Below are 12,525 nucleotides of genomic sequence, written 5' to 3' on the forward strand. Positions count from 1 at the left end.
GTGCCGCCGGGAAGTTGCTGGGGGGCGGGCCGCCCGGCGCGCCGCCCTCCCCCCCCCACCGCTTGCGCGTGGTTGCCGGCCGACATCGCGATCACGCCGGCCTCGCGTTCCCGCGGCGAGAGCAGCGCGATGCGGTTGGCGGCACCACGCTCCTTGAAGGCGCCGGTGGCCTGGAGGTTGTCGAGCTTGAGGAAGATGGACGCGCCGGTGACGCGTGAGAGCGTCTCGCAGCGGATGGTCGGCGTGCGCCGCACCGCGCCCTGGATGCGGGCCGCGGCGGCGCGCACATCGGCGAGGGTGACATGCGCGGCCGGTGGCGCATCGAGGGCCGCGGCCTCGCCGCGCATCGGGGACATCGCCGCCTACCCGAAGCGCACGCCCGCGATCTCGTAGACCTTCGACCCGCCGGGCGCGGGCACTTCCACGCTGTCGCCGACCTTCTTGCCCATCAGCGCCTTCGCGAGCGGGGACGAGATGGAGATCGAGCCGGTCTTCATGTCCGCCTCGTACTGGCCGACGATGCGATAGGTCTTCTCGTCCTCCGTCTCCTCGTCCACCACCGTGACATGCGCGCCGAAGCGCACCTGGTCGCCGGTGAGCTTCGAGGTGTCGATCACCTCGACGGAGGGGATGATCCCTTCGAGCTCCGTGATGCGGCCTTCGATGAAGGACTGGCGCTCGCGCGCCGCGTGATATTCGGCATTCTCGGAAAGGTCGCCATGCGCGCGCGCCTCGGCGATGGCGCGGATTACCGCCGGCCGTTCCTCGGCCTTGAGCTGGCGCAACTCCTCCTGCAAGCGCGCGAGCCCCTCCGCGGTCATCGGGTACTTCTGCACGTCACGTCCTTCCCTGAGACGGCCGCCGGGCCGACACGAAACATGCGCGATCCGGCATGGAAAGAAAGCAGAGAGGGCGGCGGAGGGGGGTTCCCTGCCGCCGCCCGCTCAGAATGATCGGGCAAAATAGGCCTGGAGGGGCGCTACATCAAGGGTTCCGCCCTTCAGCGCCGCAATGGCATGGACCGCGGCGCGGGCGCCGGACATCGTCGTGTAGTGCGGAACGCCATGCGTCAGGGCGCTGCGGCGGATGTCGAAGCTGTCCGACACGGACTGCCCGCCGCTGGTCGTGTTGATCACCAGCTGGATCGCGTCGGACTTGATCGCGTCCACGCAATGCGGGCGGCCTTCCAGCACCTTGTTGACCACGCCGGCCTCGATCCCGGCCTCCTTCAGCCGTGCCGCCGTGCCGCGCGTGGCGCTGACGCGGAAGCCCATCTCGATCAGCCGTCGCGCCAGCGTGACCGCCGCGCCCTTGTCGCTGTCCTTGACCGAGATGAAGGCCGTGCCGGCCTCCGGCAGCTTCACGCCGGCGCCGAGCTGCGACTTGAGGAAGGCGCGCTCGAAGCTGGAATCGAGGCCCATCACCTCGCCGGTGGACTTCATCTCCGGCCCCAGCAGCACGTCCACGCCGGGGAAGCGGTTGAAGGGGAAGACCGCTTCCTTCACCGCGACATGCGGCGCGATGGCAGCGTCGTCCAGGTCGAAGTCCTTCAGGCTGGCGCCGGCCATCACGCGCGCGCCGATCTTCGCCACCGGCACGCCGGTCGCCTTCGCCACGAAGGGCACGGTGCGGCTGGCGCGCGGGTTGACCTCCAGCACGTACACCTCGCCGTCCTTCACGGCGTATTGCACGTTCATCAGGCCCTTGACCTTCAGCGCCTTCGCCATGGCTTCCGTCTCGGCCTTCAGCTCCGTCACCAGCGCGGGCGCGAGCGAATAGGGCGGCAGGGAGCAGGCGCTGTCGCCGGAATGGATGCCGGCTTCCTCGATATGCTCCATCACGCCGGCGACATAGACCTCGCCCTTCGCGTCGGCGATGCAGTCCACATCCACCTCGATGGCGTCCACGAGGTACTGGTCCACGAGGATCGGGTTCTCGCCCGAAACCTGCACGGCGACGGCGCCGAAGCGGCGGAGCTGCTCGCGGTTGTGGCAGATCTCCATCGCGCGGCCGCCGAGCACATAGGAGGGGCGGACGACGACCGGATAGCCGATGCGCTCCGCCTCGCGCTCCGCCTCGTCAAGGTCGCGCGCCGTGCCGTTGGCGGGCTGCTTGAGGCCGAGGCCCTTCAGCAGCTGCTGGAAGCGCTCCCGGTCCTCGGCGATGTCGATGGCTTCGGCAGACGTGCCGAGGATCGGGATGCCGGCCTTGTGCAGCGCCTGGGAGAGCTTGAGCGGCGTCTGGCCGCCATACTGAACGATGCAGCCCAGCACCTCGCCCTTCTCCTGCTCCTTGCGGACGAGGGCGATCACGTCCTCGGCCGTCAGCGGCTCGAAATACAGGCGGTCGGAGGTGTCGTAGTCGGTGCTGACCGTCTCCGGGTTGCAGTTGACCATGATGGTCTCGAAGCCGGCCTCGCGCAGCGCATAGGCCGCGTGCACGCAGCAATAGTCGAACTCGATGCCCTGCCCGATCCGGTTCGGCCCGCCACCCAGGATGATTATTTTGTTTCGATCGGTGGGGCGGGATTCGCAGACGGGCGTGCCGAAGCCGCCTTCATAGGTCGAGTACATGTAGGGCGTGTCGGAGGCGAACTCGGCGGCGCAGGTGTCGATGCGCTTGTAGACGGGCGCGACGCCGAGCGCCTGCCGCGCGGCGGCGACCTTCGCCTCCGTGGTGTTCGCGAGCTTCGCCAGCCGCCGGTCGGAGAAGCCGAGCGCCTTCAGCGCGCGAAAGGCCTGCGCGGTCTTCGGCAGGCCATGCGCGATCACGCCCTTCTCGGCCTGCACGATGCGGTCGAATTCGCGGATGAACCATGGGTCGAACTTCGATGCCTCATGGATCTCCTCGACGCTCATGCCCGCACGCAGCGCCTGCGCCACCACCAGCGCGCGATCCGGCGTGGGCGTGGCGAGCGCGGTGCGCAGCGCCGTGGGATCGGTGATGTCGAGGTCGTCCAGGCCCGAAAGCCCCGTCTCCAGCCCGCGCAGACCCTTCTGGAAGGCCTCGCAGAAGCTGCGCCCGATCGCCATGGTCTCGCCGACCGACTTCATGGAGGTCGTCAGCGTCGCCGGCGTGCCGGGGAATTTCTCGAAGGTGAAGCGTGGAATCTTCACCACGACGTAGTCGATCGTCGGCTCGAAACTCGCCGGCGTGACCTTGGTGATGTCGTTCGCCAGCTCGTCCAGCGTGTAGCCCACCGCGAGCTTCGCCGCGACCTTCGCGATGGGGAAGCCCGTCGCCTTCGAGGCCAGCGCGGAGGAGCGGCTGACGCGCGGGTTCATCTCGATGATGACCATGCGGCCATCGGCGGGGTTGATGCCGAACTGCACGTTGGACCCGCCGGTGTCCACGCCGATCTCGCGCAGGCACGCGATGCTCGCGTCGCGCATGATCTGGTATTCCTTGTCGGTCAGCGTCAGCGCCGGTGCGATGGTGACGGAATCGCCCGTGTGCACGCCCATCGGGTCGAGGTTCTCGATGGAGCAGACGATGATGCAGTTGTCCGCCCTGTCGCGGACCACCTCCATCTCGAATTCCTTCCAGCCGAGGACGCTTTCCTCGACGAGGACTTCCGTGGTCATGGACGCGGCCAACCCGGCGGAGACGATCTGGGAAAAATCCTCGCGGTTGTAGGCGATGCCGCCGCCGGTGCCGCCGAGGGTGAAGGACGGGCGGATGACGCAGGGCAGGCCCACCTGCTCCAGCGCGGCCCAGGCTTCCTCCATCGAATGCGCGATGGCGCTCTTCGGGCTCTCGATGCCGATCTTCGACATGGCGTCGCGGAATTTCTGCCGGTCCTCCGCCTTGTCGATGACATCGGCCTTCGCGCCGATCAGCTCGCAGCCGTATTTCTGCAGCACGCCGGCGGCATCGAGCTTCAGGGCGGTGTTGAGCGCGGTCTGCCCGCCCATGGTCGGCAGCAGCGCATCCGGGCGCTCCTTCGCGATGATTTTTTCCACCATCTCCGGCGTGATCGGCTCGATATAGGTGGCATCCGCCAGGCCGGGGTCGGTCATGATCGTGGCGGGATTGCTGTTCACCAGGATCACGCGATAGCCCTCGGCACGCAGCGCCTTGCAGGCCTGCGCGCCGGAATAGTCGAACTCGCAGGCCTGGCCGATGACGATCGGGCCGGCGCCGATGATGAGAATGCTCTGGATGTCGGTGCGCTTCGGCATGGTCAGCCCTTCGGCGAAGTCTGGAGAGACGATGAAGGCGATGCGGACAGGGTCACGATCCGCGCTCCTGCCGCCGCGCCACCCACAGCAGCAGCGGCAGCATCAGCAGATGCGGCACCATCCAGAACAGGGTCAGCGGCAGCCAGCGCTCCGAATCCGCCAGGAGGAATGGCGTTGCGCCATGCACCACGGCGGAAATCGCGAAAGCCGTCCAGGCGGCGCGCAGCGGCGGGTAGAGCTTGCGGAAGGCATGCGCCAGCACGAACAGCATGAAGCCGGAATAGGCCAGCGCGAAGAGGCCGAGGGCGGGCAGGCTCATGACGTCACCGCATCCACGCCGAGCAGCACCGCGACGCTCGCCAGCGCCACGCCTACCACGCGCTGCTGGAGCTGCGCCAGCGAGGGACGCCGGCGCAGCACCGCCGCGAAGCGCTCCGACCCGAGCACGATCCCGACGTCGCAGAGCGTGTTCAGCACGACGTAGAAGGCGCCGAGGGCGAGCCCCTGCGTCACCGCATCGCCGTCGCGCGGATAGATGAAGTGCGGCAGCAGCGTCAGGAAGATCGCGGCGACCTTGGGGTTGAGCGCCGAGGTCGCGAAGCCGATCCAGAAAAGCTGCCGCGGCGTGTCATGCGCGGGCTGCGCATCGAAGGCGAGGCCGTGCCCGCCATCGGGTTTGAGATAGCCCCAGGCGAGCCAGAGCAGCCCCGCGGCGCCCACCAGGCGGATGCCCTCCCAGAGATGCGGCATCGCCGTCAGCAGGCTCGACAGGCCGCCGACCGACAGCAGCATGACCAGCAGCAGGCCCGCATTGGTGCCGGCCAGGGAGACGAAGCCGGCATCGTGGCCCTGCGCCATGCTGCGCGACATCAGATACGCCATGTTCGCGCCCGGCGTCGCGGAGAGCGCGAGGCCGATGACGAGCAGGACGGCGAAGGTGTGCCACTCCGGCATGTCAGCCGCGCCCGCTCTCGGTGGCGAGCTTCACCGCAAGCAGGCCCAGCGCCGCGCCCAGCACCCAGCGCTGCACCGCCATCCACATCGGCTTGGTGGAGAGGAACCGCGCCGTCCCCGCCGCGCCGAAGACCAGCAGCGCATCCCAGGCGGCACAGACCGCGATCTGGAGCGCGCCGAGCGTCGCCGCCTGCAGGAAGAGGCTGCCGCGATCGGGATCGAGGAAGGGCGGCAGCACCGCCATGTAGAACAGCGCAACCTTCGGGTTCAGCGCCGCGGTGGCGAAGCCCACGCCGAACAGCCGCCCCGCCGGCTCCTGCGGCAGCTTCCGCGGCGCGAACAGCGGCTGTCCGCCCGGCTTCACGCATTGCCAGGCGAGGTAGAGCAGGTAGATCGCGCCGCCGATCCGCAGCACGTCCCAGGCATAGGGAATGGCCAGCAGCGCCGCGGTGATGCCTGCCGCGGCGCAGAGCATGATCGCGAGTGACCCCGCCTGGCAGCCGACGAGGGAAATCATCCCCGCGCCAACACCCTGCGCGAGCGAGCGCGAGACGAGATAGAGCATGTTCGGCCCCGGCGTGATCGCGAGGCCGAGCGAGAGCGCGGCGAAGACCAGCAGCGTGTCCGTCGCCGGCATGGCTCAGCCCTGGGTCGAATACCCGCCATCCACCGGGATGGCTGCGCCGGTGACGAAGGCGGCGGCGTCGGAGGCGAGGAAGGCGGCGATGCCCGCGAAATCCGCGGGATCGCCCCAGCGCTTCGCCGGCACCCGCGCCATCACGCTGTCATGCAGCGTGGGGACATCCTTGCGCGCCTGCCGCGTCAGCGCGGTGTCGATCCAGCCGGGCAGGATGGCATTGGCCGTGATGCCGTCCGCGGCCCAGGCACTGGCGAGCGACTTCGTGTACTGCACCACCGCGCCTTTGCTCGCGCCATAGGCGGGCGAGAAGGGCACGCCGAAGAGCGACAGCATGGAGCCGATGTTGATGACCCGCCCGCGCCCCGACGATTTCAGCGCCGGATAGGCGGCGCGCGTCAGGCGCATCAGCGCGGTCAGGTTGGTGTCGAGGACGGTCGCCCATTCCTCGTCGGTGACGAGCTCCGGCCGCTTGCGGATGTTGGTGCCGGCATTGTTCACCAGGATATCGAGCCGCCCGGCCAGCGCCAGCACATCGGCAAGCAGCGTCTCCGCCGCGCCCTTCGCGGTCAGGTCCGCCTGGAAGGCCGCTGCGCCCATGCCGAGCTCCGCCACGGCGTCCGCGTTCTTCGCCGCGTCGCGGCCGGTGACGATCACCCGCGCGCCGCAGGCGGCAAGGCCCTTCGCCATGCCGAGCCCGATGCCGCCATTGCCGCCGGTGACGAGCGCCACGCGGCGAGTGAGGTCGAAGAGGGACATCTCAGGCCGCCTTCCGCTGCTCGATCAGGCCGACAAAGCGATGGAACAGGTGGTGGCTGTCGGTCGGGCCGGGCGAGGCCTCCGGGTGGTACTGCACGCTGAAGGCGGGCAGCGTCTTGCTCGCGATGCCTTCGTTGGTCCCGTCGAACAGGCTGCGATGCGTGACCTCCACGCCCTCGGGCAACGTCGCCTCATCCACCGCGAAGCCGTGGTTCTGGCTGGTGATCTCCACCTGGCCGGTCCGCAGGTCCTTCACGGGCTGGTTGGCGCCGCGATGGCCGCGGTCGAGCTTGTAGGTCTTCGCCCCCAGAGCCAGCGCCAGCAGCTGGTGGCCGAGGCAGATGCCGAAGGTCGGCACGCCGGCTTCCAGCACGCCCTTGATCGCCGGCACGGCGTAGGCGCCGGTCGCCGCGGGGTCGCCCGGGCCGTTCGAAAGAAAAACGCCGTCGGGCTGATGAGCAAGAATCTCCTCGGCGGTCGCCGTCGCGGGCACCACCGTCACGGCGCAGCCGGCGGAGGCAAGGCAGCGCAGGATGTTGCGCTTCGCGCCGAAATCCACCGCGACCACCTTGAACTTCGGCGCCGCCTGCGTGCCGTAGCCCCGGCCGATTGCCCAGGTCGTCTCGTCCCAGGTGTAGCTCTGGCGGGTCGAAACCTCCTTCGCGAGGTCCATGCCCTCCAGCCCCGGCCAGTCGCGCGCCTGCGCCACCAGGGCCGGGATGTCGAAGCGGCCATCGGCGGGGAAGGCCAGCACACCGTTCGGCGCGCCGCCATCGCGGATGCGCGCGGTCAGCGCGCGGGTGTCCACGCCGGCGATGCCCGGCACGCCATGCGACTTCAGCCAGTCGTCGAGGTGCCGGGTGGCGCGCCAGTTGGAGGGCTCGGTGACGTCCTGCTTGACCACCAGGCCGCGCGCGACCGGCGTCGTCGCCTCGATGTCCTCGGGGTTGGCGCCGACATTGCCGATATGGGGGAAGGTGAAGCAGATGGTCTGGCCGGCATAGGAGGGATCGGTCAGCACCTCCTGGTAGCCGGTCATGGAGGTGTTGAAGCAGATCTCGGCGACGGTCGTGCCATGCGCGCCGAAGCCGCGGCCCCAGAACACGCTGCCATCGGCCAGCACCAGGGCGGCTGTCGCGCCCTCGGGCGCGCGGACGTCCTGCATGCCTTCGGGGCTGGTGGCGTCGGTCACGGCGGTCTCCGTCGGGCTCTTGCGGGGCAGGTCGTCGAGGGCGAGGCCGGTGGCGGCGATCACCGCCGGCCAGTGCTTGGCGGGGATGGCGCGGGCCTGGCGCCATTTGCGCAGGGCCTCGGTGCCGATGCCGAGGCGGGTCGCGGTGGTCTCCGGGCCGCCCAGCAGGGTGACGATATCCTCGACGGTGCGCATGGGCGGGATATGTGGGAAGTTTTTTCCCGTGTCCAGCGCGACCTCAGAATGGGAAGAAAATTCCCAGACTTGGAGGGGTGCGCCGCCCCCACCGCGACCCTCCCCCGTGAACGGGGGAGGGAGTAAGGGGCGGGGAAAGGAGACCCGCCATGGCCGAAGACCTGCGCAGCCGATTCAACGCCGCCCTGAAGGAGGCCATGCTGGCCAAGGACGCCGCGAAAACCTCCACGGTGCGGATGATCCTGGCCAAGCTGAAGGATGTGGACATCGCCGCCCGCCCCTCCGGCGTGGACAAGGTGCCCGACGAACAGGTCGTCGCGATGCTGCGCTCCATGCAGAAATCCCGCCGCGAGAGCGTGGAGCTCTACCGCCAGGGCGGCCGGGAGGAGCTGGCGGCGAAGGAGGAAGCCGAGATCGCGGTGATCGAAAGCTTCCTGCCGCAGCAGATGGACGAGGCCGCCATCGCGGCCGCGGTGGACGCCGCGATCGCCGAGACGAGTGCGACCAGCGTCAAGGACATGGGCAAGGTCATGGCCGTGCTGCGCAAGCACGGCGGCGCGCTCGACATGTCCAAGGCCAACCCGCTGGTGAAGGCCAGGCTCGGCGGTTGAGGATGTGCTAAGCGGGGGCCGCGCCCATGGCCCTGCCCCCGCAATTCCTCGACGAGCTCCGGCTCCGCACCCCGCTCGCGCCGCTGATCGGGCGCAAGACGCGGCTGGTGCGCTCGGGCCGCAACTGGAAGGGCTGCTGCCCCTTCCATGGCGAGAAGACGCCCTCCTTCTACGTGTATGACGACCACTTCCACTGCTTCGGCTGCGGCGCGCATGGCGACGCCATCACCTTCGTCATGCGGGCCGAGGGCGCGGCCTTCCCCGAGGCCGTCGAGCGCCTGGCCGCCGAGGCCGGGCTCGAGGTTCCGAAGCCCACGCCCGAGGCCGCCGCGCGGGAGAAGCGCGCGCGCGACCTGCATGGCGTGCTGGAGGCCGCCGCCGCCGCCTTCCGACGCCGCCTGCGCCTGCCCGAAGGCGCCGAGGGCCTTGCGTATCTCCGCCGCCGCGGCCTGACGGAAGAAACGATTGAAAAATTCGGGCTGGGCTGGTCGGGCGCGGGGCGCGGCACGCTGATCGCGGACCTGAAGGGCGAGGGCATCACCCCGGAACAGCTCCTGGAAGCGGGCCTGCTGCGGGAGCGGGAGGACGGGCCGCCGACTGAACTCTTCTTCAACCGCGTGATGTTCCCCATCCGCGACCGGCGCGGCCGCATCATCAGCTTCGGCGGCCGCATCCTGGGCGACGGCGTGCCGAAATACGTCAACGGGCCGGAGACCGCGGTCTTCCAGAAGCGCCGCAGCCTCTATGCGCTGGACCTCGCGCGGGAGGGCGCCTTCCGCGGCGGCGTGGTGGTGGCGGTCGAGGGCTACATGGACGTCATCGCGCTGCACCAGGCCGGCTTCGGCGCCGCCGTCGCGCCCCTCGGCACCGCGCTGACCGAGGAGCAGATGGAGGAACTCTGGCGCCTGACGCCCGAACCCATTCTCTGCTTCGACGGTGATGCCGCCGGCGCGCGCGCCGCCGCCCGCGCGGCCGAGGCGGCGCTGCCGCTGCTCGGCACGGAGCGCAGCCTGAAGCTCGCCACCCTGCCGCCCGGCGAGGACCCGGACACGCTGATCGTCAAGGGCGGCCCCGCGGCCTTCCAGGCCGTGCTGGACGGCGCGCGCCCGCTCGGCGATGCGCTGTATGGCCTGATCGCCGAAGGCCGCCCGGCCGCCACGCCGGAGCAGCGCGCCGCGCTCCGAAAGCGGCTGGAGGAAGCGGCCGGCACCATCCGGGACCGGGCGTTGGCCGGGGAGTACCGCCGGGCCCTGCTGGACCGCTTCTTCCAGGCCGCACGGCCGCTGCGCCACGGCCAGCGGCCTGCCGCCGCCCGGATCGCCCGCCCGCCGATCTCGGCCGAGCGCACCCGTGCCGCCCAGGCGGCCGCGCTGATCGCGATCACCCTGGGCCATCCCTGGCTGCTGCCGGAGGTGGAGGAGAGCCTGGCGGGCCTCGACCTGGGCGACGGCCCGCTGGCGCAATGCCGGGCCGGGGCTCTCGCATGGCTCGCGGAAGGCCATGTGCTTGACTCTGCGGGGTTGATGGACCACCTCGCGCAGGTTGGCCTGGGAGAGTTCTGCACGCGCCTGCTGCGCGATGCGGGCCTGCCGGCCGCGGCGCGGCCGGACGCGCAGCCGGGGGAGGCACTGGATGCCTGGTGGCATTTCTTCGGATTGCTGCGCGGCGAGACGGAGTTGCGGGCGGACCAGGCGGCCGCGAGGCAGGCCCTGGCCGAGACCAACGACGCCGCGGCGCAGCGGCGGCTGATCCGCCTCACCCAGGCGCTGGAGGCGCTCAGGCGCGGCGAGTGGAACGAGGGGGGCGGACCCGAGGCGGCCGAGGGGTCGCCGGCGGGTGCGAATACCGCCCCATAGGGTAGAGGGGCATTGCATCGCCGGCGGGGCGGTGCCGCCCCCGGTTTCGACGGAGCAGGGCAGGCATGGCAACCAAGGTCGCGAACGGCGCCGAGACGGTGGAAGGTCGGGACGAGGCAGTGGAGGGCGTGCTGCTCGACATCCAGTCCGCCGCCGTCAAGAAGCTGGTCGCCCGCGGCAAGGAACGCGGCTACATCACCATTGACGAGCTGAACGCCGCGCTGCCGCCCGAGCAGGTTTCCTCCGAAATGATCGAGGACACGATGGCGATGCTGTCGGACCTCGGGATCAACGTCGTCGAGAACGAGGAGAGCGAGGACGGCGAGGCGCCGGCGGCCAAGCCCGTCGCCAAGTCCGAGGACGAGGAGGACGAGGAATCCGGCGGCAATGTGGACGAGGAAAGCCTCGGCCGCACCGACGACCCCGTGCGCATGTACCTCCGCGAGATGGGCAGCGTCGAGCTGCTCTCGCGCGAGGGCGAGATCGCGATCGCCAAGCGCATCGAGGCCGGCCGCGACATGATGATCGGCGGGCTCTGCGAAAGCCCGCTCACCTTCAAGGCGATCGTGAAATGGCATGACGACCTGAAGGCCGGCCGCATCCTGCTGCGCGACGTCATCGACCTGGAGGCGACCGCCAACGCCGACAACCCGGAGGCCGCGACCGCCGAGCCGCAGGAGGAGGAGATAGAGGAGGGCGAGGACGGCGAGGGCGGGCTCGGCCTCTCGCTCTCCGCGCTCGAGGAGAAGTTGAAGCCGGAGGCGCTGGCCGCCTTCGAGGCGATCGAAGGCGCCTACACCAAGCTGCACAAGCTCTCCTCCAAGCGGATGGACGCCTACACCTCGGGCGGCGAGACGTCCGCGCGGTCCGAGAAGACCTATGAGAAGCAGCGCAGCGAGCTGGTGGCGCTGGTGGAGAAGGTGCAGCTCCACAACAACCGGATCGAGGAGCTGGTGGATCAGCTCAAGGGGCTGAACCGCCGCCTGACCGGCCTGGAAGGCCAGATCCTGCGGATGGCCGAGAGCCACAAGGTCAAGCGCGAGGAGTTCGTCGGCGCGTGGAAAGGGCATGAGCTCGACCCCGCCTGGTTCGAGGGGCTGGCCAAGCTCAAGGGCAAGGGCTGGCAGAACTTCGTCGCCAAGTCCAAGGACGACGTCGAGGCGGTACGCGGCGAGATCGCCAAGGTGGCCGGCGAGACCGGCCTGCCGGTGGACGAGTTCAAGCGCGTCTATGCCACGGTGAGCCGCGGCGAGCGCGACATGACCCAGGCGAAGAAGGAGATGATCGAGGCCAACCTCCGCCTCGTGATCTCCATCGCCAAGAAGTACACGAACCGCGGCCTGCAGTTCCTGGACCTGATCCAGGAGGGCAACATCGGCCTGATGAAGGCGGTGGACAAGTTCGAGTACCGCCGCGGCTACAAGTTCTCGACCTACGCCACCTGGTGGATCCGGCAGGCCATCACGCGCTCCATCGCGGATCAGGCGCGCACGATCCGCATCCCCGTCCACATGATCGAGACGATCAACAAGCTGGTGCGCACCAGCCGCCAGATGCTGCACGAGATCGGCCGCGAACCCACCCCCGAGGAACTGGCCGAGAAGCTGGGAATGCCTCTCGAGAAGGTCCGGAAGGTGCTGAAGATCGCGAAGGAGCCGATCTCCCTCGAGACGCCGATCGGCGACGAGGAGGACAGCCATCTCGGCGACTTCATCGAGGACAAGAACGCGATCATCCCCCTCGATGCCGCGATCCAGTCCAACCTGCGCGAGGCGACGACGCGCGTGCTGTCCAGCCTGACGCCGCGCGAGGAGCGCGTGCTGCGCATGCGCTTCGGCATCGGCATGAACACCGACCACACGCTGGAGGAGGTCGGGCAGCAGTTCAACGTGACGCGCGAGCGCATCCGCCAGATCGAGGCCAAGGCGCTGCGCAAGCTGAAGCACCCGAGCCGGTCGCGGAAGCTGCGCTCCTTCCTGGACAACTGAGATGTCCTCGGCGATGGCGCTGCGCGAGCCGGTCACCCGCATCGCGGTGGACGTGACCTTCCTGCGCATGGAGGCGCCGCGCGCCCGCGGCCCCCCCCCCCGCGCCGGCGGGGGGCGGCGGGGGGGGGGGGGGGGGCCCGGGGGGGGGCTAG

Annotated in this window: 11 protein-coding genes; 3 read left to right on the forward strand and 8 right to left on the reverse strand. The window is 69.8% G+C overall.

Annotated features, from left to right (window positions below; translation table 11 throughout):
• The 8 genes from AC1MIR_RS06895 to carA all read right to left on the reverse strand — a co-directional run.
• On the reverse strand, positions 1–347 hold a 347-nt coding region (locus AC1MIR_RS06895), incomplete at its 3' end, for a pyridoxal-phosphate dependent enzyme (protein WP_480028716.1).
• 15 nt (positions 348–362) lie between these two features.
• The gene (gene greA, locus AC1MIR_RS06900; RefSeq protein ID WP_480027444.1) at positions 363–836 is read right to left on the reverse strand and encodes a transcription elongation factor GreA; all 474 of its coding nucleotides are present in this window, start codon (positions 834–836) and stop codon (positions 363–365) included.
• 108 nt (positions 837–944) lie between these two features.
• A complete protein-coding gene (gene carB / locus AC1MIR_RS06905; protein WP_480027445.1) occupies positions 945–4,181 on the reverse strand; it encodes a carbamoyl-phosphate synthase large subunit in 3,237 nt (1,078 codons plus the stop codon).
• Between the two features lie 52 nt (positions 4,182–4,233).
• Complete coding sequence (locus tag AC1MIR_RS06910; RefSeq protein ID WP_480027446.1) at positions 4,234–4,500, reverse strand: hypothetical protein; 267 nt, start codon at positions 4,498–4,500, stop codon at positions 4,234–4,236.
• Complete coding sequence (locus AC1MIR_RS06915) at positions 4,497–5,135, reverse strand: LysE family translocator (RefSeq protein ID WP_480027447.1); 639 nt, start codon at positions 5,133–5,135, stop codon at positions 4,497–4,499. The genes AC1MIR_RS06910 and AC1MIR_RS06915 overlap by 4 nt, the downstream gene beginning before the upstream one ends.
• Before the next feature lies 1 nt (position 5,136).
• Positions 5,137–5,772 (reverse strand): LysE family translocator, encoded by a 636-nt coding sequence (locus AC1MIR_RS06920; protein WP_480027448.1) that lies wholly within the window; start codon positions 5,770–5,772, stop codon positions 5,137–5,139.
• A gap of 3 nt (positions 5,773–5,775) precedes the next feature.
• Positions 5,776–6,531, reverse strand: a complete 756-nt coding sequence (locus AC1MIR_RS06925) for an SDR family NAD(P)-dependent oxidoreductase (protein ID WP_480027449.1) — start codon at positions 6,529–6,531, stop codon at positions 5,776–5,778.
• Between the two features lies 1 nt (position 6,532).
• On the reverse strand, positions 6,533–7,918 hold the full coding sequence (gene carA, locus AC1MIR_RS06930; protein ID WP_480027450.1) for a glutamine-hydrolyzing carbamoyl-phosphate synthase small subunit: 1,386 nt from the start codon (positions 7,916–7,918) through the stop codon (positions 6,533–6,535).
• A 149-nt stretch (positions 7,919–8,067) separates the two neighbouring features.
• Between carA and AC1MIR_RS06935 the strand changes: the two genes are divergently transcribed.
• From AC1MIR_RS06935 to rpoD, 3 genes are all read left to right on the forward strand, one after another.
• A complete protein-coding gene (locus AC1MIR_RS06935; RefSeq protein WP_480027451.1) occupies positions 8,068–8,529 on the forward strand; it encodes a GatB/YqeY domain-containing protein in 462 nt (153 codons plus the stop codon).
• Between the two features lie 26 nt (positions 8,530–8,555).
• Positions 8,556–10,385, forward strand: a complete 1,830-nt coding sequence (dnaG, locus tag AC1MIR_RS06940; protein ID WP_480027452.1) for a DNA primase — start codon at positions 8,556–8,558, stop codon at positions 10,383–10,385.
• Positions 10,386–10,450: 65 nt separating this feature from the next.
• Positions 10,451–12,373 carry an RNA polymerase sigma factor RpoD gene (rpoD, locus tag AC1MIR_RS06945; protein ID WP_480027453.1) on the forward strand — a complete coding sequence of 641 codons (1,923 nt, stop codon included), beginning with the start codon at positions 10,451–10,453 and terminating at the stop codon, positions 12,371–12,373.
• Positions 12,374–12,525 lie beyond the last annotated feature (152 nt).

Source organism: Falsiroseomonas sp. RANM36 (assembly GCF_056682175.1).